The following is a 23,229-nucleotide window of genomic DNA, read 5'->3' on the forward strand; positions in this document are numbered from 1 at the left end:
CAAATAAAGTTGGGGCAACCTAATTTTAACGATGTCTCTCATGAAAGAAAACCGTCAAACTTTCCACATGAGCCGATCGTGAGTTCGCCGTATCTATTGGATTTTGTTATCTTCGTGATACCTTATTCAATAGGGCGCAACTCATGTCAGTCTTTTGTGGAACTTAGGCCTTGGCTTAAGTGGTTCTTGACGGTACCTCTTTCAAAAGCGTTGAGTTTCGCCCTATTGGTTTTTTGCCAATCTGGTTTCCTGCTGCTTTTTTGAGTTTGCATCGTTTTACATAAAAATTAACCATTTATGAAAACGAAAAAATTAACCGCCATCAAAATGATCAGCCCTAAGCAAGTGGTTTGTAATTATTCCCTACAACTATTATTAAAGAACGTTATTTGTTCTCCATCTTAATGCATGCCACAATTCCAAGTAAATTTTAACCCGAAAAAGAAGAGGCTAGTGTCAAGAGAGCGCACAAAGTCCCGGCGGGTCAATTTAGCTTGGTAACAGCCCCTTATTGCTGTTTAGGCAAAGTGCAGTACGTTGGTTTTTCGCAATCCTAAGGTAAGTATCTTTTTCCTAATAACAAATACGGTTAACCGTATCTGCATATTTATATGTGGAAGGGCTGGTTTTTGCCTAGATTTTTAACGAAACATATAAAGTCAATTTAAAAACATGAGCTTAAGCAACCACTATCATTTCGATAGGCTTTACGCTTTAAAGCCTAAGAATCCCGTATAATTTGAAAAAAACCAAAGGCAGGTAACCTGAATGGTTAAATAGAAATAGGTTCTTTAATGATAACCTGCCTTGGTTTTCTATGAATAAACTTCAAATTTCCTTCAATCAACCAATCAAACTCATGGAAAAACCAATAATTGTAGCAGTGACAGCTGTGCTATGCCTTTTACTAACGAATTGTTTATACTCAAATATCAAAAAACCTAACACTTTAGGTACATTTATGAAGATGCTGTGCCAAGTGCTAGGTAAACTAAGGCCGCTTTTTTTAAAAAATCTTGCCAAAACTTTTCTTTTTATCAACATATCTTTCTTCCTGGCATTAGACTCAAGTGCACAAATTGCACAAAAGCAGATACTTTCCATTGGCGATGCGGTTCCAGAAAGCCTGTGGAGCTCAAATCATACAATTTATAAGGATGGTAACATCTATAATCAAAGTCTCGAAAAATACAGGGGAAAACTTTTAATACTGGACTTCTGGAGTACATGGTGTGGTCCATGCATCCGCTCCCTACCTGAACTTGATTCGATAGTCAAAATGTTCGGGGATAAAGTACAAGTGATACTGGTCACCAAAAACACTAACCAGATATTGAGTAGCTTCCTAAAAAGTAACGATTATGCCAAAGGAGTAAAATTACCCTTTATAATCAACGACTCAATTCTCAACAAGCATTTTCCTCACCGAAGTATATCACACCAAATCTTTATTGACAGTAAAGGGATTGTTAAGGCTATAACGGGAATTAGTGGAGCCACAATCAAAAATATTCAGGCAATCGTTAATGGAAATCCAATTAATTTCCCGCTCAAGGATGACTTTGCTCCACCTTCTAATCGCGATAAGGAATGAGAGAATTTATATTTAACTATTGCAAACGAGCTGATTTTTTGGCTTTTTTATTCATTTTAGCCTGCGCTTGCTGCCCTGGTAAAACGCTAGCGCAGCAGCAAAGAGAAAGTTTTCTTTCGGGAACTGTCATGTCTGCCGCTGACCGTAATCCTATATCCGGAGCCGTAATCACTGTCGGTAAAAAATTGACTAATACTGATAGCGAAGGTAAATTTTCCATGGCAACGACTTTGGAGAGAGGAGAGTTGAAAGTCTCCTTCATGGGGTTCAAGACAAAATTGATTCCTTTTGACTTAAACAAAAGCACAGTAATATTAATAGTCCTCGAAGTGGATTCACTTGATCTCGGCTCTGTAGAAATTTCCACTGGATATGAGCGAAAAGCGAAGGAACGGGTAACAGGCTCCTTGGACCTGGTTGACAACAAAAAGCTGAATGAACAGTTTGGCCTAAACATCTTGAACAGATTGGAAGGAATGACTCCGTCAGTGTCCTTTGACAGGGATGGTCAGCGCCCAGGATTAACGATAAGGGGACTAAGCAGTATCAATGCCTCCAAATCTCCCCTAATCGTGTTGGATAACTTCCCATATGCTGGCGAAATCATTAATATTAATCCGAACGATATCGAGAGCATTACTGTCTTAAAAGATGCAGCAGCATCCTCTATTTGGGGAGCAAGAGCTGGAAACGGCGTTATCGTGATCACTTCCAAAACAGGGCGCAAGAATCAGGAAATGTCCATCGCGCTGAACAGCAACCTGAGTATAACAACGAAGCCGGATATTTACAAAAGCAAAAATTTTATATCCTCTTCAGATTATATTGATCTTGAAAAATTTCTATACTCAAAAGGCTACTATCAGTCCCTTCTGGAGAATACCAATACCTATCCGGTTGTATCACCGGTAGTAGAACTGCTTTGGAAGCGTGCAGCCGCAACAGCGACAGAACAGGTGCAGATAGACAAACAAATTGAGAATCTGAAGGGAAATGATGTAAGAGAGGACATCGACCGTCGCCTATATTCCGGAGGTTACAATCAGCAGTACGCCCTCAGCATTAATGGAGGCAGTGAAAAAAACACCTATTTTTATTCAGCAGGGTACGACAAAGGAAAGGATCAACTATCTGCTACTAACGACAGGTTATCAATCAAAGCCCAAAACGCCTTTAATCTGAGCGACAGGCTCTCACTGAGAACAGGTCTATTGTATACCGCAGCCAATACCCGGTCCGGGAAACCGGATCCAACATCCATCAGATCGGGAGTAGCTCAAGGACTATACCCTTATGCAATGCTTGCTGACAGGGAGGGCAATTCCCTTCCCATTCCAAAGATCTATCGTGAAAGTTATATTGCAACGGCTGGCGGTGGAAAACTGTTGGACTGGAGGTATTATCCACTAGAGGACTATAAAAACTCGGAGAGCTTAAGAAAGTCCCAGGATTTTTTGGCAAACGTTAATTTGGAGTACAGGATTTTGGCATGGCTGCGGGCTGGCGCGAGATATCAGTCTGAAAAACAAATCACAGATGGGACATCACTTAATACGGAAGGAAGTTTTTTCACCAGAAACATGATCAATCAATTTACGCAGCTCAATCAAGTTACCGGTATAACAAAGTATATTGTTCCGAGAGGCTCCATTATCGACCTCAATAAGATTGAACTATCCTCCCAGAACCTCAGGACACAGATCGATGTTGATAAATCATGGAATAATAACAGCATCAGCGGAGTGATAGGTGCTGAGGTAGGCCGGAACCGTACCAATGGTAACGCGTATCGTACTTATGGCTATAATGATGACCTTGGCGTGGCAACAGGCCTTATCGATCCAGTCAACAGTTACCCGTTATTTTATGGCGGTACTGCAACTATCGGAAACACCAATAGCTTTTCTGGAACAGATAACCGCTCTATATCCTATTATGGCAGTGGAGCATATACATATTTGAACAGGTACAGTATCTCTGGAAGTATCAGGAAGGATCAGTCCAATATCTTTGGGGTAAATACAAACCAAAAGGGAAGACCATTTTGGTCAGCAGGAGCAGCCTGGGAACTTACAAGGGAAAAGTTCTTTCCGCTTGATGCCTTTTCCTACCTCAAGGTCAGAGCTACTTATGGAACCAGTGGGAACGTTGACAATTCGCTCTCAGCCCTTACGGTGATGAGTTACACAGGAAGTCCAAATTCGCTTACCGGGTTTACCCAGGCGGTAATCAACAAATTTGCAAATCCTGATTTAAGATGGGAGAAGACCGGCATGTTCAATATCGGAGTCGATTTTGCAACTTCCGGCGGCAGGATTTCCGGAAGCCTGGATTACTATCAAAAAAGAGGAACAGACCTGTTGGGCGATGCTTTGGTTGATATAACAACCGGCCTGAAGGTTACTTCTGTGCGTAAGAATGTTGCAGAGATGAGCGGTAAAGGGATCGATCTGACCCTGAATTCAACCAATATAGACCGTAAGGTTAAATGGAGGAGTACATTATTACTGGCATACACCCAGAACCGGGTTCAGGATTATTACCTGAGCACATATCAGGGATCTACCTACATCACTCCCCAGGGAAACTTGGTCACCCCGGTAGCCGGATACCCGGTATATTCTATCTTTAGTTACCGATCGGCCGGTCTTGATCCGGTAAATGGAAATCCACGGGGATACCTTGGGGATAAAATCAGCACTGATTATACAGCGATAACAGGTAATGGTACCCAGGTTGCGGACCTGGTCTACAATGGTCCCTCAACACCGGTTGTCTCCGGCGCAATCAGAAATACGCTGAACTATAAAAATTTTGAACTCGCGGTTAACATCACTTATAAACTCGGATATTATTTTCGTAAGAGTTCAGTATCATACAGTGCACTGTTTTCGGGCTGGGTACAACATGCTGACTATATGAGCCGATGGCAGAAAACAGGTGATGAACACTTTACCACCATCCCATCTCTTATATACCCGGCCGATCCAAACAGGGATGCTTTTTATGCCGGATCAGAAACGCTGGTAAGGCGTGCCGATCATTTGAGGCTTCAATATATATCTATAGCTTACAGTGTCCCTGGTATAAAGTCAAAAAAACTACCTATCAGAGATCTTAGCATAACAGCAAATGCCTCAAATCTTGGAATACTGTGGGCAGCCAATAAAGACGGCATTGATCCCGACTACCCTTATGATATCAGCCCACCAAAAATGCTGTCATTTGGAGTAAGGGCTCAATTTTAAAATAAAGATGATGAAAAAAAGATTAAAAACAATCGAAAACTATAGCAGAATTTTGCCGCTTTTTTCCTTTGTGGCAATATTACTCCTATTTGGTAGCTGCAAAAAATACCTGGATGCAAAACCGGAAAAATCCATTCAGATTCCCAAAACTATAACAGATCTGCAGGCACTTCTGGACTATGCCGATGATATGAACAACATTGGCGCGGCCGCTCTTGAAGTCTGCTCTGACGACTATTATCTTCCGGATAATATCTGGAATGCCCTAACTTCAGTAACCAGAAAAAATCTCTATATCTGGGAACGGGATGTATTCAATGATAACTTAAATCCCGGGGACTGGGCAGCAACTTACATACCAGTATATAAGTCCAATGTTGTGCTGGAGGGTTTAGGAAAACTGGAAAGGGTTTCCTCAAATGCTACTGAATATGATCAGATCAAAGGGGCGGCGCTTCTATATCGCTCAAGGTCTTTTCTTGAAGCGCTGCAGATATGGGCATTGCCCTATGATCATAATTCGGCACATAATACCTTGGGAGTACCCCTGAGATTAGGATCTGATTTTAATGAAGTCTCGGTACGATCCAGCATCCGGCAATGTTATGACCAGGTAATAGCGGATCTGAAAAAGGCTGCGATTCTGCTTCCTGTTACTCCGCAACATGTTATGCGTCCCTCGCGTCCTGCCGCTTATGGTTTATTGGCCAGGACTTACCTGATGATGCAGGATTATGGGAATGCAGGCCTCTATGCAGATTCATGCCTTCAATTGAAAAATACACTTATTGATTATAACGTTTTAAATAGTACGGCCGCTTTTCCATTTCCCCGCTTTAATGCAGAAGTTATATTCAGCACAACCATTATCCCGCAGAACAATTCGGCAAATGGCCGGATTGACAGTATTCTTTACCAGTCCTATTCAGAAAATGATCTTCGGAAAAAATTATACTTCAAGGCTTTCACGGCAGTTACGGGTGGAGGATTTGGTTTCAAGGGGAGTTATTATGCTGCCAATAACCTCTTCAATGGGATTGCAACAGACGAGATGCTGTTGATACGTGCGGAAAGCAGGGCCAGGAAAGGATTCGGTTCAGAGGCATTAGAAGACTTGAATACCCTGCTTGTGAAAAGGTACGCCACCGGTAAATTTGTTCCGTACACCCTTACCAATACGGCGGATGTTCTTGGTCTGATACTCACTGAAAGAAGAAAGGAATTGCTTTTTAGAGGTTTGAGATGGGCAGATCTGAAAAGGCTTAATAAAGAAAGCCGCTTTAAGATAACCCTAAAGCGAAATCTTAACGGGAATGTTTTTGAATTGCTACCTGATGATCAAAAGTATGCACTGGCGATACCAAGTAGTGTGATCGAGCTGAGTGGGATTCCCCAGAACTGACCAATAATAAACAGGTGCGATTAGTTTACTAGAGTTTTTCATACGAAAACCATTTGCAAAAAATCAGGCCGCTGGCATAACTTACGCCAACGGCCTGATGGCCTAAAAATTAAGGCTCTAGTTGGTGCTTGGTTTGGGAAGCATCAATTTGAGACAGATCAGGTCTTACGGTACCCGAAACTGTTACCGGCTCGGCATAGATGGCGCAACGCATATCGCCACCACCGCAATCCTCAGGCTCTCCACCAGCAGTATATTCGGTGTAATTCAGCTGATTGCTTTCGCCAGCTATGGTACTTCCTGTATACACAAACCATTGTTTGGCTCTCTTTTCTTTTACGGTTCCTGGGTTTTCAGGTTGAGTAAAGGCACTTAAGCCAATAACACCTGCAACTGAAAATATTGCTGCTACAGCAATATTTCTAAAATTGAACAATCTGTTCATATGTTTTGACTTTTTATAGAATCAAAAAAGTGTTCCAAAAACTTTAATATTTTATTTAGTTAAGGTTGTCCTTTGGCGGACCTCGCCGGAAACTATTTCATAACATAATGATCATGGTTTCCATTTCCCGGATGATGTTGCCGGCATCATCCGGGATAACCGCGAATAGGCCATGTTTACGATTGTGCGTGAATCTGTGGATAACCCTCTTTTTAGCATGGGGATACACTAAGACCGGTTTGCACTGATGGATATAAATCCGGATCAGCGCAATGATAAAGTAAATGATAAATCCGATAAACAGCACTACCATATAGGCAAGTGTGGCCATTAAGGAAATGATCCTGACCACCTGTGTTATCTTTGCTGTATCTAAAACTCTCATTTCTTTACCCTGGTTTTTGTTTTCCCTTTGAAAAGCGGCGCAACCTTGGCGCTGGCCTGCCATTGTTTTGCACTTTATCGTTGTACCCACGTTCCCTATACCAGATGCCCGGCTTTTCTTACCAGTACCGCGGGCTTTACGAATAATCTGCAGGCTTAGGCTCGGGGACCTCGCAAATTCTATTTCTGGTATTCTCCCTCAGGAATGGAGGGTAAACACGCCGGTACTCCCCATAAATATCTTCACTTACAGAAAGATTTAACTTCCTGAAACGAACAACCTAAATTTACGGGACATGAATGTTTTGAACTCTACAGCTTTTTGGTAGTTTTCAGTTTAAATTTCCACGGCTTTTGACCGGGAATTATAATGCAAATGGTGTCAAAAAACACGAATGGATTTTTAGGTGCGGAGGTATTTCTTTTTGATCTTGTAGAGGTATTTAGGCTCTATATTCATAAGGGAGGCAGTTATGTCGTGTATGGGCAGATCGAGGAGCCTTTCATAGAATTGCTTAAAGGCGAGGTAACGATCTTCCGCGTGACCAATGCGCAAAAGTTCTTCAGTTTGTATTCGCTCCTGCATCTTTTCTTCGCATATTTCCATGATCAAATGATTCAAACGGACTTCCTTTTCAGCTAATGTTTTCACTAAGGTCATGTCGAGAGAATAAACCCAGGTATCTTTTAAAAATGCTACATATTCTGTTGAGACAGCTCTGGAAAAGACTCCACTTGACGGGGCGATGAACCCAGTTTCTAAAATCCATGAAGTATGCTCTTCCCGTCCGCGGGAAAAATACCCGCGCACGAGTCCATGATCAACAAAATGAAGCGCTTGGAAGACCTGCCCAGGCATGCAGAGTATAGCACCTTTTCTAAAAAACCTGGACACAAAGAGTCCTGAGAGCAGGGCGATCAATCCCTGGTCTGCATTCTCCATTGCTCTAAGTTTATTTATAAGGCTTTCCATTTTACCCTTTTGAATTCGTTAAGTCTATATCAGTATTCCATTGGATACCGATTTCCGTATTTCTTGCAATTCCCAAAACATATAAATCCGGAACGGCTAATCCAAAAATATGATGTGAACGAACCATTTATGATATGAATTGCATGCATGACGCTGTGAATGACATCCGGCTTGCAACATTTTCTATTTCCCGATTACATTTACAAAGAACAAGTTATTGGCAATACCTGTCAAGTTGCTGAATTAGCAACCCCAAGCAACCCCCAAGCGCCTTTTTTCAAATTTTTATTAATTCAATTAATATCTTAAGGATATCAAATAAGAACACCTTATTTTGATATCAAACTATCAAGAAAAATATTTTATTTATTTTTCAACCGGGATAAACTGAGTTTTAGCGTTCACAAATGCGAAGTCAGTCAATTTCCACCCATTAATTATTTCAAAATATATCATCACAAAAGATCAAAAAATTTACCATTCGGCTCCTTAATAGCCTACAAAGGGAATGATTGACCATTTGATCAGAAATGAGCCTCCTCACATAAATCACTCTTCATGAAGCCTTAAGCAAATTTCGGCATGCTTTTCTTGAAAAAAGTCTACAAATGTTGCCAAATGAGGTGACAAATGTCCCTAAATCACTAAACATAGATCCCCGAAAATCAGAGAAATTCTGTCTGAACATACATCGGTATAACCGGAATTGCAAAAAAAGGGGATGAATTTGAGTTGTGGTTACACGAAACCCCGTAATAGCCGTGACGAAGGAAATTGCAATTACGACTTTAAGGAGCTCGTTATTCTTTGCTCCAGTCCAGATTTTACCATAGAAGCAAAGAGCGAAACAAATGGGGAAAGAGCGGAGCAGTTCGCAGGCCGCAAATGTGCGAGGGGGATAATATTTAATTGAATATTCTTAAAACAAGATTAAGTAAATGCAGACTAATATAAACGCTCCATACCCTGCTCTTGCTGCCTTGCTTTTCTTCCTTGGTATTGTATCCCCCTACTTTTTTTATTTAGATTCAGATGCCAAAACAGCCAAGGCTTATTGGGCCGGGATTGAACGCTGGGGATAACAGACTGACTGTCTGGCATTACTAATATCTGCTAGCGTATATTGGTTCTCGCCTGTTTCTTTCTGTGGCGGTTGCGCCCATTAATGGCTTCGTCATCAATATCATCCTTGATATCTATATCCACAGAAAACACATAGCTATCTTCATTCTGCACAAAATCAGTATGGGATTGATAAGGTTCTGGCAATGTTTTCATGCCTGTCGTTACTTCCTTGATTTCAGTAGCTACTGATTCCAACTGTTCTTCCTGGACTTTCATCTCTATGCGTTCTTTAAGCGTACCATTCTTCAGTGTATTGGAATAGGCCATTGTTTCGTTCAGATGCCTGTCGAAGCCAAACAGATCATCGAATAAACTTTCCCCACTCTGTTTAAAGGCTACGCGGTCAAACTGTCCCATTTTCTTTGAATGCTCGGCATTCTTTCCTCGTGAGGTATTCTGCGGACTGAGCTTGATTTTATTAGTGGCATCTTTCCGGCTGACAATAACCTGAACGTGCATTTGATCTCCAGGTTTACGGTCTCCTCTTTTTCTAATGCCCTGTTTGACCTCGGAATCATTATGGCTGTAATACCGATAGTTTTCCAATTTGCCAAACCAGATCAGGTTGAGATGGCTTTCAATACCCGGCCTTTTAAAGTTCTGCGCATAGGCATCCATTACCCGGGCAGCAAATACTTTCATCTGATCTTTTGCCCCATTTTCTCCATAGCACTGTTTTAAAAACACTATTTCCTTCTGGCTGGGGCTGATGTTGATCAAAAAGAACTTTGCATCATCTCTTCCCAGTTTAGCAATATTGCCGTCAATCTTTCGCCTGACCTCATAAGGCTCAATATTGGTTTGATTTCCGTTGAACCAGTACTCAGGCTCTTTGTTATGGATACGGTTCTCTTTTTCCAGATAATTGACCAGACCACCACTGCCGGCTTTATTATCCGCCTGTTTATTATCTGTAATGTTGATAAACATAAACTTGAGTTTAATTGTTTATAGTAATCTGATCTGCTCTTTGGTAAGGGCAATAAGATCTTCTTTTTCCCTGGCAGAAGTCATCATGCCGAACGCATCCCTTGACCGGATATAACTATCCAGAATAAAGACAAACTGCGCTTTCATAGCTTGCTTGCTGTTAAGACCTTCAAGTATCTTATTTAAAATCATTACTGATTCACCGAATGCATTTGCAAGGGCATTTTGATTATTCAGCACATTCGCATTGTGCTTCAGCACTTCATTATTGAAACGGTCTATAATCTGCCGCTGTGATTCGGATATTCTGCTCATCTCCATTTTGGCAGGAATGAGAAGCATCTCTTCCTGTGCCTTGATGAAGCCGATGTACTTCTGATGGTTTTTAACCAGCATATTTTTTAACAGTTCATCATTGAAATCAAGCGGATCTTTTTTACTCCTATAGAAATAATCCACCATCTGCGCGAAAACCAACCGCTTTGAACGTCCCAGTTTTAAAACGATCCTGTCCAATTTCAGCGCAGTCTGCCTGTTGAACTTTATCGTGCTTAGTGTTTCTTCCTTTGTATTGATCGGATCAGTTGACATAACATTTAATCGTTAAATTAATTATTTATATATCTGCATATATAGCCTACCCATGCTATAGATATGCAGATATATTGAACCCTGCCTGGGGTTCCTTTTTCTTTTACCCTGGCCCTCCCACGGGCCCTAAGAACCCCTGGAGGGTTCTTCAAGCGGGCCTTACGGTATCGTAAGGCCAGAAAGTAGGGCCACTGCCCAACTTCCGCTTGCTCCTTTTTCTGGAAAATGAAAAAGGACTTTTTGCATACTGCCATAACCCCTCGAATTTTTTTAGTAGGAGACCGATCCCAACAGATCTCCCATTAAAAAAATCTATTTTAAAACGTTTCGCTACTATGTCAAAACCCGCAAAGCCATAGTCCGATCTTAAGATAAATTCAACCTAATACAACTTCGTTTTCCAGGTTCCAGGACACCTCGCTTCCAAGAAAAGGATTATAGGACGGGCTGTAAAAGATGTACCCAAAAACCTGAAGCTCACTGATACATTTGTGATAGGTAGAGGTCGATAAGATCTTGGATGAACGCATCAGTTTGCTTCTGCTCACCTGGAAAGGGTGAGTCAAGCCGAGGTTTTCTGAGGCAAAAATCAGCGCAGCCAAAAGGCTCACGTGAAACGCTGAAAGCCTCTGATCCGCCTGAATCCTGTCTTTAAGATATTCAAGATTTTTATTTACGCTCCCCATGCGCCTCCTCTCGATATAATCGTTTGACAACCGCATTTTCAGGCGTACCATAACCCAGGATCCGCCTGATATCCTCACGGCTAAAATATACAATGCGACCAATCTTGGTAAAGGGCAGTTTGCCGCTTACCCGCAAGTGCAGCAAGGTACCGGCAGAAATTTTCATGAGCTTTCTGACCTCAGCACTTTTGAGGTACTCATCAGGCGCTGCCGTTTGGAGCGGTACAATTTTTTTGATCTCTTCGATCAGCTCGCTTTTTAGTTCAAGCAGATCACTTTTGGTAACCAGGTCTAAATTCATGTCTCTTAAAAATTTAATGATCAATGCTCTCCAGCTAGTCACAACAAGAAGCTATGTATTTGGAGATTTCACATCAAAAGTGAGAACAGAAACATGTAATCAGATGCCTAATGGAGGTGTTTGGGCATAAATGCGCTCAACTATACCAATGTTATTTGTCAGGCACATGGGGAACAATATCAAATGCTTTATCCTCATCAGATATAAAAATATGCTTGGAGGAGTCTTCGGGAGAAAAATAATTTTGAGCTGTCGCCAATGATATTGGTTTATCTCCATGAACAAAGTTCTTGGCGATCATTTTATACCATGGACTGTGGCCTTGTGTAACTACGAGCCTTTTGCCATTGGGCAAAACCTGTTTTCGAAGCTGGCGCATCAAATCCATGAATGCTGCTATACTTCCGCTATTGATTACGATTTTTTCACTTGCCTCATACTGCAGGACTTTATCGAAACGGTCCTGCAAGTCAGCCAAGTTACTTTTGAGCAGCGCAATTTCCGCATCCCTTTGATTCAGCATTTTTTCTGTTGAGGTATTTACGTTCCACTCATCAATCGTATTTAAGAATCCTTGGAAGGCTTCTAATTTATCAAGATTGGCCAAGTGAATCTCATATACGGATCTGAATGGATCCTTAGCTGAATAAAAAGTAATTCTTCTTTGAATGCTCCGATTTACTTTACGGAAGAAGGCCTCACGATCATCTGGATACCGTAGCAGATAATGGTTAAGGTGAAAATCGTAAAACGCTCTGTATTCACCATCAGGTAAACTGTAAAGTTTCAGCGCAAAGAAATTATCCTCTAATTTTCTATTAGAGAATATCGGATTACCGATTTCATATGGATGTGGAGAAAAGTCGAATCTCCTTCGAAATTTAAAAAAACGTTCAGTCATGATAAATTAGGAGTGGCGTCCCTTTCAGTAACCAGACAGGGAACTGTTAACAATTGATAGCAATATACAACTATTCAGATCCTCAGGCAACTTCCGGCTTTCGCCACTTGTGAAGTTGTTTTTTAACAGTACACACTTTGGATAGAAATACACACATTATTTTGAGAGATGTCCAATGAAATCTACTTTTTTCTTCTATACCCAGAAAAGTAATCTTACCGAGATATGGATTACCATTAAATTTTCCTGGCTATCCATGGAAGTGAGATTTTTATATTTTCAAAATTGGCATGAGACTCGGTAAATGGTTGTAGAGTCAATCCGCGGAAGTTCGACCCTGCATGCGCATTTCGAGGCAATAGTAAATTTCGAAAAAGTGTTGAAGAACAAGATTGAGGGACAGTATCGTAAGAAAAAGTTTTAACACTTTAATATATCGCCATTACAAACATTCTTCCTCTTTGACAGCACATCAAAAGTAAGGATCATTATACTCGAAGGCCCAGAGCGAATATTATCTTCTAAGACGACATACGAATCTTAATGATTGGGGTATGATAATTATATTGGAGATTAGATAAAGCTTGTTTTTTTATTTAATTTAGATTCCATCTTCCTATATTGGTAGATATATTTATTAATGCACTCAAACCACAATGGAGGAAAACCTCAATAAAAAATATAGGGATAGGCTACGCATCCTACTGATAATTTATTTCTTTTCAGAACCATTCCAGGATCCCGATAAACCCCAAATAATAGCTCGCCTTAAAAGTGAGGTAAAGATTCAAAAGCTGGACTTTCTGCTCCGCTATCCAAGTTACCTATGCTATGAATTAATGCTCAAAATGCACGAAGATTCATCGATCGATAGATCGGAAATCAAAAAGTTGATCAGTGAAATAATAGATTCCCATGAGCCTGAAATAAGGACCATAGATATGAAAAAATTCTTGTACGGTGCTTGGGAAAACTTGGATAGGACCATAAATTTCCTAAAATCACATGGGCTGATAGATTTTGACAGCAAAATTGACAGTTCCCTCAAACAATACAGCAAAGAATACCTTCTTACCTCCCTGGGTAAACAGAAGGTTGAAAATGGGCTTAACGCGATCCCAGGTCTAAAGTGGTACAGTGATAGGTGTTGGATAATCAAAAAATATTTTGGAGATCTTAAGGGTAGTGAGCTTAAAGCTCTCCAATATGGACATACTAAATATAAAGATGCCATGATAAATCAGTATATCCATGATATAGCCGAAGAGGCCAGAAATATGTTTAACAAAGAATTTAACGAAGCAATATGAATTTCAAGTTCGATGAATTTGTAAAATATGTACACGAAATTTACGCAGCGGATTTCTCGCTGGAAGAGGTCAAAGAAATACTATTTCTTGAAGAGGACGGCTATAATAAGAGTGTTCCGGATTCTCCCCAGAAAAGATTACTGTTGAGGAGAATAATACTTGAAGGTAAGAAGAACGAAGATACCACTTTCAAATACGACCGCCCATTGTATAGTGGGGTCAGCATGTGGGTAGCAGATAACCTCAAAGGCAAATCTACTATTTTTAAGGCAATCGGATTTGCACTGACGGGTAGAGATAAGTTCACTCCTCTAGTAAAAACCTGGTTGAAATACATTGCGCTAGAATTTTCGATTAAAGATGCGGTTTATTCAGTCGTATTGAATCTCACCGGTGCACAACTAAAAGCAGCTGTTTATTCCTCTGCCATTGACAGCCTTGCGGGTGAAGAACCGTTAAGGTCGTTTAAAAGCAAAGACGGATTAGCTGATTTCATGCAGGAACTCTTTTTCGAAGAGTTTGACTATTATCCTATTAAAAGAGTTCAGGCGTCACAACCCAGTATTAACCTGAGTGATGCAGATTTGACCTGGGTCAGCTATTACTCCTCCATATATCATCAGTCAAAAGATTATGGGAATTTAGATATTGGCAATCAACATGCAATGGTATTTCAGATGCTTTTAGGACTGGAATACACGTTTTCGATCCATGCTCTTGAGGCCAAAGCAAAAAAGGCAGAACGTGAATGGAGCCTAAAGACAGAACAGGAAAAAAATCAATCGATTACCGTTGAGGATTTGCAAAAAATGCAAAATGATTTGATCGCCACAAATGAGCAGATTTTAAAATTGAGGACTAATACAGAAAAGAAAGCTATTGAGGCGATAGAAGAAAGGCTACATTCATTTCAGCAATCCAGGGAGACGACGAGAAAAGAAAAAATGGACGGCGAGGACAGGCTTTACCAAATGAAAACTGCTTTCAACTCTTCTCAAGTGGAGATAAAGGAAAAACAGGATTTAATCCAGCATTCCACCAGGGAGATAAATAAGTTACGAAAACTGATTGTTGAATACCAAGATTATATTGACTCAGGTATATTCTTCAATAACCTCGAAGTCACAGAATGTCCCCACTGTGATCATGAAGTGGATAAGGATAAGCGTTTGCTCGAGAAGGAGTCTAAAATATGTATGCTCTGCGACCATGAAATGACTGCTCAGGTAAATGATATAGAAATATGGCAATTGAGAATACAGGAAGCTAAACAAGAAATTGAGCGAAACCGTTTACTTTCCGAAACAGAGAACCAGGTACTCATTAACATCGAACAAAAGGTTAAGATTAATGATAAAAAGTTTGCCAGTCTGGAAAATGAGGTATTAAAATTGGAAAATGTTCTTGAGAACTTAGACAAATCAATTAAGGAAGCAGAGGGGCATAGAAATCAACTGAGAGCGACGATTGAAGGAGACTATTTCAGTAAATTCGAAAATCTTCTTGAGCAAAAAATCAAGACGGAAAATCAGATAGCAGTCGCCGAAAAACAGGCAACTTTGCGTCTCGATAATAAGTTGAAAAGAAAGGCTGAACTGCTTAGAACTGGGCATGAACTGATGCTTAAGAGCAGAAAAAAACTGGGTCAGGCCACCCTGTTTCAACTCGAGGAAATTATGCTTAACCAACTTCACTCGCTGGGACTTTCCAGTTACACGAGGGTCGTGATAAATCCAGATAACTTTATCATTCACTATCATCAAGGAAATGTTGTAAATAATTTCAACGACATATCTGAAGGTGAACAGTTACGGGCAAAACTGGCTTTGTATCTGAGCCTTATCGAACTGGATCTGGAGAAGGGTGTGGGCCGGCACCCGAGGCTGATAATTCTAGATTCTCCAACAAAGGAAGAGGCCGATATTCACTTCGTGGAGGGGCTTAAGAAAACATTGTTGCATATCGAAGAAAAGTTTGGTGAGCAGGTACAGGTGATGGTTGGAACAGCAAATAGAGAGCTGGCAAGCATTATAAAGTCTGCTGAAAAACTTGATGTTAGTGAAAGTGGTCAATTTGTCTTTTAATGAACATTCCTAAACAATATCATGATTTTGGCAATTTATCCGAGGATGAAAAGGCGGATTTTTTGGATAGCTTTTTTGATGAAGGCTATTTCCAGAGCTATTCACTTCCCGCATTAAAAAATCTCCTCCAGTCGATTATCGTTCAGGAAACCAAGTCCTACCTCCGGCAATGTGCGCTTGAGATCTACAGCAGTCTTGTTCTCATTGGGAAACTGAGCCGGCAGACCTTACTAGGTATTTTGCTCGAGGATATAGAAGATAATTCAGATCCTTTTGTACAGATCTCGCGTATCCGCTTACTGTTTCTGCATTATGATGCGAGTGCAGACGCTGATCAGGTATTTGAGAAGTTGAGCCGTCATTTGAACGCGGATGTATCCAGTGAAGCTTTATACCGAAAAGGGCTTCTGGCTTTTCTTGCCATCCCTCAAAATGGAACTTCGGATTTCATAGCCGGTCTTAAATTCTGCCATTCACACTTTTTTGCATCATCTAGTATTGTTGAAAATAGGATAGATGCAGCTTATTTCGCAGCAGTCTGTGATTTCATTCTTAGTTTGATTGCTGGTCAACAAGAGGAGTACCAAACATTGCTAGCCAGGTGCCTTAACTTACTCTGGAGATTTGAGATATTCAGTAATGATGAAAATCTGAGTTTATCTCAACATCTGGGACAGGTTTTAAGCCTTAGTGTAGACATCGTGAAAAAAGTGAGTGAGGAAAGTAAATGGATTGACTACGATGCAGAGTTGGTGGAGGTTTTTAGTCTCCACCAAGAATTGATCAATGTTCAGGCAAATGGAACCTTTATCGACCAAACAATTCTCAAGCAGTTCAAACAATTGACAACGTCCGTAATCTCCCCGCTCTATTCCAGCAATCTAATCGCATCCTCAGCCAGGCTTGGCGTGTTAATTGAGAAAGAAATAGATCCAGAATACCAAGGTTTCCTGAAAGAGATACAGGACTCTTTAAACCAAAACATAAATAAAAAAAAAGACAACGTTCAGATTATCGCCTTTCTTGCAAGAAAATATAAAAATATTCCATTACAGCAAATAGAGGCCGATATTCCGTTGATTTCGGACGATGATCCACTGTCCTTGGCCGGGTTGATTAGCGCCTACGCTGCTAAAGATGCAACATATTCTATGACCGGATATCTCCAGGGTGATGAGGTTTTTGCCTTGTTGCGCCGGGCGATTGAGCGCCATATCCCGGAATATTCGGCGGAAAAACTGAATTCCTTCTCAATTGTGCTAAGCAATGTCATTACTTATGTGGTTCGGAGCATGCAGGAAAAAAAGGAATTTTTTCCGGAATTATATAATGCAAAACTCGCCACAGGTAAAACCGAACACATTTTTCAAGAGAGTCTTTTTAGAAATCTCCGACAATCTGGAGCAGGATTCCGATATCTGTATGAGGTCAATCAATCAGGTGGAGGGAGAGTGGACGTTACCTACAATGATAATGGATTGGTGTTTCCAGTTGAGGTCAAAAAGACCAAAACACAGCCATCCTGGCAAGATATTCAGGCAGATTACTTAGCTCAGGCGCAGACCTATACCAATTCATATGAGCAACTGGGGATATTTATGGTATTTGAACTATCTGACAAAACTAGTCATAATGCACCAATAAACGATATCAGGGAATTGTTCAAATTCCAGTATTTAAAAACCCATTACGCTTTGGGAGGTAACTATCCAGACGGGGTTGTATGTATAATCGTCCCGGCAAATAAAGTTTCGCCAAGTAGCATGTCCACCTATAGATAATATAATAGCCTAGTTCGGACAATTTGTCTTCCGAAATTTCACTTGCAGAATTCCCTGATCACTTTTGTCGCTAAGAAAACGGTCTGCAAAAGCCGGGCCGTCAGAAACCCCTCGTCGACTATCGCTTAATGGAAACATGGAACCAAATCGTTTTCAAAATTAAAAAACCAGGTGATGACAGAGCTGTGCAGTTTTATATGAAATATAGCCAACAGTAATAGATTGAGAAAGGCTGCTGCTTTTCGCCGCAATCGAAATTTTGCTAAAATTTACATGTAAAACTATATTTCAGCTGCATGGTATCGCTGGGATCAATATAGTTAAGATCTCGCCACATTGCGTGTACATTCAATCGTAATTGGCATTTGACGGTAAAATTGTGTATTGTTCCAGTTCATTTTTGTCAACGAAAGAATCTCATCGCAGATAATGTTAGGAGACTCATCATGATGAGCTAACCTCATTTCCAGCGCCCTGGGTTTATTTCGGCCAAGTTAGGTTTCGTAAAAAGGTATAGATCCTCTGGTATATAAGAGATGCTGCTTTTCGCTCATTGGGAAATGTGTCCTTCTCATTGGAGGATAGTCTGTTGATGTCGTGCATGATGGGTTCAAGGATCGCAATGGGATTAACTGACATATCTAATATATAATCTTGCAAAATACTAAACCCCGAGATTTATCCCATTGGGTTCCGATACATTGAAAGCCGCCTTGATCGGACACTGATTAGTTTATCGTCAGAGATTATACCACTATCTATTTGGGCTCTTGATATTTAATAGTTTACACCTAAAAACCTCTTTTATATGTTGAAATGAATTAAAATGCCCACCAATGGGCCAACGTTTTCTTTAAGAGTCTACCGAGAATCCAAGCACTCTAGACCAGGCAAAAAGTTATAATTTTATCAATCAGAAAAATTCCTCTCTTTATCCAGTCGATTCTACTGGTTTTTTGGCGTCTTTGTCGGCTCGATTATATCTAAGGTGTAAAAACACAGCATTTATATTTCTATTTTAGAGATTTAATTATTGTATTTTCATTACATGTAAAGTATACTAACAGAAAATAATGGAAGAACTAACAAAAAAGGTGCTGGAAGAATTAAAACGTTTTGACGAATTTAATGATACCCAGGTTTTGCAGCAACATTATAAGGCGGTGCTGGACGCCTATATTGTCGGTAACTATCCCATGGGTTTCGAGGGTGAAACCTTGATGTGTAGCATTCACGAAGTTTGTTCTGACGATAACAGCCATAACTGCGTTGGATGTAATCTTCAGGAGCAGTCTTCGCTGATCATCCGCTTTCTCTCTGGATATGCATCATTCGCAAGTGAACATGCCGTATCCATTCATTTCCATATGCTGCTTTACCTGTTGGCAGAGCGCTATAATCAGTATATCGAAATGATGGATATACCAATTGCGGCTAAGAGCAGGCATTTTAAGATTTTTCAGAAAGTAATCCATTGGGCGAACTTTATCAAACATCCAAAAGCATTTGTACTTGTCCATCATCCGCAATATTTCATCGATGGCATTGATACCGATCCACAGCGGCAGAAAGAAAGAATACATGAAGCAAGGGAAAACAAACATCTTATTGATGACAGCTTTGTCAGCGAGTACTATGCAGGAAGTGAACATAATGGTAAACTGATGACTGCTCTCGCCAAAAAGGAAAACGTGATTGTGCTTTTTCCCGATCCGTTACAGCTAATTGAATCTTTTGTGAAAGCTCAACAGGAATTTGTCAGCCTAATAGTCGATAACAAGGTATTTAGGGAAATCATCACAAACAAAGCGAACCTAAGAGCATCGTTTTCCCAATCAGAAGCTTAAGGCATAATTGTGTCGTCCGACGAACAGAAAATAAAGTTTATCCCATTGCGCGTAGAAATCTTCAGCCTTGATATGTGCGCGAGTTTTTTAGTCAAAAAAGTAAATTGTTTCGCCTATCTGTGGCAGCAAACTGGCCGGGCTTTTATACTGGAGGAGTTCACTGCTCTGAGATATATCCAAAATGGAATCATTGTGCACCTGACCAGCAAGAGAGTCAGCGTAACGATTATAAATCTCGTTATATGAAAGGGCATTATCCACCTTTTAAAAGGTTAATTAATTTCCTTTTAAAATCGTTATGGTTAATTCCTAATTTATTATAATTAAGCTAGCAATTTAGTTTTCAATTTTATAAATAAATAAATCAAACTACCCTACTACATATTAATGAGAAATGATGGAGCTTGTAAAGAATACGTTATAATTTCCTATCTTGGTACATCTAAAATAATTTCTTAACATGTCAAAATTTAAAGGAGATCTCGACGAGCTAAAGGCGAATCTACATAAAGATGGAATAGAGGGTACTTGGTCGAATTTCGACAATGGACACAAATTCAAAACTGTTGACGGTGCTATACTTAACTTTTACAACACTGGAACGCTTCAGGCACAAGGCCGGGGTAATTCGAAAGACAAAATCGATCGTCTAGTCAAGCGTTTGAATGGCGTAACCGAACCAGATGCTGTGGTTGAGGTGGTAAAGGCAGTGGCAGCCCCTCAGTTATTTATTGTCTATGGCCACGATGAAACTAGCCGGGATCAACTTGAACTTATTCTAAGTAAACTTGGAATCGAGTCATTCATTTTGGCAAAATCAAGTGGGAGTGGGCTAACTATCATTGAAGCTCTCGAACAACATGTTGGGCGTGCTGGAACAGCGAAAGCCGGAATTGTTTTATTAACCCCAGACGATATGGCTTATTCAGCGAGGGAAGGAGCAGAAGCACTTAAAGGAAGAGCTAGACAAAATGTGATTTTGGAAATGGGTATGCTATTAGCTAAGTTAGGGAGACAGAGTACACTGATCTTAGTAAAAGGAAAGCTTGAAAGACCATCTGATACCGATGGCATAATCTATCATTCTTTTACTAATCACGTAAAAGAAATAGTTGCACCTTTAGTTGAAAGACTTGAAAGTCTTGGTTTTAAAATAGATCACAAAAAAGCTCTCGAAGCTTCTAGATAGATGACTAAGCAAAAGCAAAAATTCTATACGGTTTGGGTTGGCAGAGTTCCTGGAGTGTATCACACTTGGGAAGAGTGTAAAGAACAGGTTTTTCAATTTGAAGGAGCTGTTTACAAAAGCTTTAGAACCCTTGCTGAGGCAGAGAGCGCGTTCCAAAAGGTAAGTGAAGATTTTATTGGTAATGAGAAATCGTCAATTTCAAAGGATTTTTCACAAGTATCAAATCCTCCAGAAGAAAATACTATTTGTGTAGATGGTGCCTGGAATACCCGAACCAATGCTATGGAATATCAGGGCGTAATGTTTCCTCAAATGAAACGTATTTTTCATGCAGGACCGTTTCCAACAGGTACTAACAATATTGCCGAATTTCTTGCTATAGTACATGCTCTTACCTATTGCAAGACACATCCAGAAATTTCGATCATCTACTCCGACAGCAATACTGCAATCACTTGGGTGAAAAACAAAAAGGCCAAGACTAAAATTGCTGTTACGAATTCTAATACAACAATTATTTCCATCGTCAAACGTGCTGAGGATTGGCTTTTGAAAAATATCTACACCACAAAAATAAACAAATGGGAAACGAGTGAATGGGGGGAAAACCCTGCAGATTTTGGAAGGAAATGATCTAAGACTTAGGTGTTTTTGCATATAAAAAAACGGAGAATGATCTTTCCCCGTTTTTCTAAAACACCGCTCTCAATCAACAACAGTTTCGATTTGATTGGTCAGTTTTCATTGGTTTTTAAAAAGATACTCTTTCCATAATCTCCTGCATAATTGCTCATGTCATAATCAGGTGTACGATTTATTTTTATTAAAAAGGTTTCCTTACGAAAACTTCCCGATAGCTTTAGTAGTTTTCCTTAATGTCCTTAATTTGGATGAAGTTTATGTATTTCATGGTTTTAGAATGAGTGGCAGTCAGTTTATTCATATTAATCCATAAAGGAGCATTCCTGAGTACAGGAAGATATTGTCAAAAGGCTTTTCAGGAGCCATAGAAATACCGTTAAGCCTTCTATGTCGGATCTTTTCATCGGCGATTTCAATAATCAGTTGTTCGAAAAATTCTCGGGTTTCATTTTTTATCTGCCATATTGTTTTTGAATAGGCGCTTCTTATATTTTTGTCCTCTTTCAGGTTGCTATAGAATAGTTTGGCATAAAGAAAGGGCACAAGGTCTAGGGTTGGCCACTGTGATGCCATTACTAGGGTTCCATTATTCTGCAAAGAGGCAGTTGTGAAACCAGCAAGCTCATGGGTACTGTATATTTTTTGGTGATTTCTGTTGTCAATTAGGTTTTGTTACCTACTTTGTTCTTTACCCTTTTTCAGTAAAACGTATATTATTTCAGTAAATTAAATAAAACACCAATATAATTTAGTAAAACAAATACAAAATCAATAAAACTGATATAAAAGAGTTTCATCAGTATTGGATCCACATATATTGAAAACTATACGATACAAAAACCAAAAAACTTTTGTGTTGCTATTGGATCATCTTCGGCTCGGATCAGTCCATATCGGATCAGAATCTAATCACTTGCCCTTCAACAAGCGAAATCTCAATCTTGATCGAACTGACCGACATTGATGTCGGTCAGTTGTGATACCAATATTTTAAAATTTTCTTAATCTGATTGACAAGACAAATTACAATCGATTTCCGTTTACATTGCCAGTAATCTATCTAAAGAGCTTCATAACTTTCATATCACCAGTATCTTCTTCTTTCTTATCTCGGTCTAACAATTTCTCCTGTAATGCAAACATCTCAGTACTAACTTTCGTATCGATCACCTTCGCATAATGCTGGGTGGTTTTTAAGCTATTGTGGCCAAGCATTTGGGAGACGGTCTCAATCGGCAAACCATTTGAAAGCGTAATAGTGGTTGCAAAGATATGCCTGGCGAGATGATAAGTAAGTACTTTAGTGATGTTACAAAGATCGGCGATTTCTTTCAGGTAACCATTCGTGCGTTGATTAGTGAGCACTGGCAACGCGACTTTTCTCCATCTGCATATCCTGTGATTCTTATACCTGTCAAGAATTACTTTCGCCTCATCCAACAAAGGGATGTGACAGGGTGTTTCCGTTTTCTGCCGTTTAATGAATATCCATAAATTACTGTAATCGCCTTTTGTAATCTGATCCAACCGAAGCTGCTTCACATGAATATAGGAGAGGCATGTATAGCAACTGAAAATAAAAATGTCACGAACGATTTATTCTTTATTGTCTTGTTAACTATCTGATTGTATGATGAATATTTCATATTAAAATTAATTATTTTGCCACAAATTCATCAAGTATTTGTGGCACTTTATACTATCTTTTTTGGCTCAATAAAGAAAATGAAATGATGTAACCGATAAGTCACCGGCCCATCATTGACGGATAAAATGTTCCCTAGCAAGTTTACACC

At 39.9% G+C, this 23,229-nt stretch carries 19 protein-coding genes; 10 read left to right on the forward strand and 9 right to left on the reverse strand.

The features are described from left to right. The first annotated feature begins 859 nt into the window (after window positions 1-859). The 3 genes from IZT61_RS12205 to IZT61_RS12215 are packed head-to-tail and all read left to right on the forward strand — an operon-like array spanning window position 860 to window position 6,244. Window positions 860-1,594 carry a TlpA family protein disulfide reductase gene (locus tag IZT61_RS12205; RefSeq protein ID WP_196097185.1) on the forward strand — a complete coding sequence of 245 codons (735 nt, stop codon included), beginning with the start codon at window positions 860-862 and terminating at the stop codon, window positions 1,592-1,594. Then, a complete protein-coding gene (locus IZT61_RS12210) occupies window positions 1,591-4,842 on the forward strand; it encodes a SusC/RagA family TonB-linked outer membrane protein (RefSeq protein ID WP_196097186.1) in 3,252 nt (1,083 codons plus the stop codon). The genes IZT61_RS12205 and IZT61_RS12210 overlap by 4 nt, the downstream gene beginning before the upstream one ends. 7 nt (window positions 4,843-4,849) lie before the next feature. After that, the gene (locus IZT61_RS12215) at window positions 4,850-6,244 is read left to right on the forward strand and encodes a RagB/SusD family nutrient uptake outer membrane protein (RefSeq protein WP_196097187.1); all 1,395 of its coding nucleotides are present in this window, start codon (window positions 4,850-4,852) and stop codon (window positions 6,242-6,244) included. A 109-nt stretch (window positions 6,245-6,353) separates the two neighbouring features. Here the strand turns inward: IZT61_RS12215 and IZT61_RS12220 are convergent, their stop codons facing one another. The 3 genes from IZT61_RS12220 to IZT61_RS12230 all read right to left on the reverse strand — a co-directional run bounded on the left by IZT61_RS12220 (window position 6,354) and on the right by IZT61_RS12230 (window position 8,016). Then, entirely contained in the window at window positions 6,354-6,689 is a 336-nt protein-coding gene (locus IZT61_RS12220; RefSeq protein WP_196097188.1) for a hypothetical protein, read from the reverse strand. 97 nt (window positions 6,690-6,786) lie between these two features. After that, entirely contained in the window at window positions 6,787-7,137 is a 351-nt protein-coding gene (locus IZT61_RS12225; protein WP_196097189.1) for a hypothetical protein, read from the reverse strand. A 339-nt stretch (window positions 7,138-7,476) separates the two neighbouring features. Continuing rightward, window positions 7,477-8,016, reverse strand: a complete 540-nt coding sequence (locus IZT61_RS12230) for a Crp/Fnr family transcriptional regulator (protein WP_196097190.1) — start codon at window positions 8,014-8,016, stop codon at window positions 7,477-7,479. A gap of 968 nt (window positions 8,017-8,984) precedes the next feature. Between IZT61_RS12230 and IZT61_RS12235 the strand changes: the two genes are divergently transcribed. After that, window positions 8,985-9,128 carry a hypothetical protein gene (locus IZT61_RS12235; RefSeq protein ID WP_196097191.1) on the forward strand — a complete coding sequence of 48 codons (144 nt, stop codon included), beginning with the start codon at window positions 8,985-8,987 and terminating at the stop codon, window positions 9,126-9,128. 31 nt (window positions 9,129-9,159) lie between these two features. Here the strand turns inward: IZT61_RS12235 and IZT61_RS12240 are convergent, their stop codons facing one another. From IZT61_RS12240 to IZT61_RS12255, 4 genes are all read right to left on the reverse strand, one after another. Continuing rightward, on the reverse strand, window positions 9,160-10,101 hold the full coding sequence (locus IZT61_RS12240; protein WP_196097192.1) for a DUF5712 family protein: 942 nt from the start codon (window positions 10,099-10,101) through the stop codon (window positions 9,160-9,162). Window positions 10,102-10,119: 18 nt separating this feature from the next. Then, window positions 10,120-10,692 (reverse strand): BfmA/BtgA family mobilization protein, encoded by a 573-nt coding sequence (locus tag IZT61_RS12245; protein ID WP_196097193.1) that lies wholly within the window; start codon window positions 10,690-10,692, stop codon window positions 10,120-10,122. Window positions 10,693-11,361: 669 nt separating this feature from the next. Beyond that, entirely contained in the window at window positions 11,362-11,679 is a 318-nt protein-coding gene (locus IZT61_RS12250) for a helix-turn-helix domain-containing protein (RefSeq protein WP_196097194.1), read from the reverse strand. Window positions 11,680-11,830: 151 nt separating this feature from the next. Continuing rightward, complete coding sequence (locus tag IZT61_RS12255; protein ID WP_196097195.1) at window positions 11,831-12,580, reverse strand: hypothetical protein; 750 nt, start codon at window positions 12,578-12,580, stop codon at window positions 11,831-11,833. Window positions 12,581-13,236: 656 nt separating this feature from the next. Between IZT61_RS12255 and IZT61_RS12260 the strand changes: the two genes are divergently transcribed. The 6 genes from IZT61_RS12260 (at window position 13,237) to IZT61_RS12285 (ending at window position 21,424) form a co-directional block, all read left to right on the forward strand. Continuing rightward, entirely contained in the window at window positions 13,237-13,890 is a 654-nt protein-coding gene (locus IZT61_RS12260; RefSeq protein ID WP_196097196.1) for a hypothetical protein, read from the forward strand. Further along, window positions 13,887-15,974 (forward strand): coiled-coil domain-containing protein, encoded by a 2,088-nt coding sequence (locus IZT61_RS12265; RefSeq protein ID WP_196097197.1) that lies wholly within the window; start codon window positions 13,887-13,889, stop codon window positions 15,972-15,974. The genes IZT61_RS12260 and IZT61_RS12265 overlap by 4 nt, the downstream gene beginning before the upstream one ends. After that, window positions 15,974-17,755 carry a hypothetical protein gene (locus tag IZT61_RS12270; RefSeq protein ID WP_196097198.1) on the forward strand — a complete coding sequence of 594 codons (1,782 nt, stop codon included), beginning with the start codon at window positions 15,974-15,976 and terminating at the stop codon, window positions 17,753-17,755. Before IZT61_RS12265 ends, IZT61_RS12270 begins: the two co-directional genes overlap by 1 nt. Before the next feature lie 1,073 nt (window positions 17,756-18,828). Beyond that, window positions 18,829-19,602, forward strand: coding sequence for a hypothetical protein (locus tag IZT61_RS12275; RefSeq protein ID WP_196097199.1), 774 nt, complete (start codon window positions 18,829-18,831; stop codon window positions 19,600-19,602). Between the two features lie 460 nt (window positions 19,603-20,062). Then, the gene (locus tag IZT61_RS12280; protein ID WP_196097200.1) at window positions 20,063-20,791 is read left to right on the forward strand and encodes a TIR domain-containing protein; all 729 of its coding nucleotides are present in this window, start codon (window positions 20,063-20,065) and stop codon (window positions 20,789-20,791) included. Next, window positions 20,792-21,424, forward strand: coding sequence for a ribonuclease H1 domain-containing protein (locus IZT61_RS12285; RefSeq protein ID WP_196097201.1), 633 nt, complete (start codon window positions 20,792-20,794; stop codon window positions 21,422-21,424). It abuts the gene before it with no gap. 306 nt (window positions 21,425-21,730) lie between these two features. Here IZT61_RS12285 and IZT61_RS12290 read toward each other — a convergent pair whose 3' ends face one another. Further along, complete coding sequence (locus IZT61_RS12290; protein ID WP_196097202.1) at window positions 21,731-22,006, reverse strand: hypothetical protein; 276 nt, start codon at window positions 22,004-22,006, stop codon at window positions 21,731-21,733. Window positions 22,007-22,489: 483 nt separating this feature from the next. Then, a complete protein-coding gene (locus tag IZT61_RS12295) occupies window positions 22,490-22,975 on the reverse strand; it encodes a site-specific integrase (RefSeq protein ID WP_230383641.1) in 486 nt (161 codons plus the stop codon). Window positions 22,976-23,229: the final 254 nt, after the last annotated feature.

This window comes from Pedobacter endophyticus (assembly GCF_015679185.1).
GTDB classification, from domain to species: domain Bacteria; phylum Bacteroidota; class Bacteroidia; order Sphingobacteriales; family Sphingobacteriaceae; genus Pedobacter; species Pedobacter endophyticus.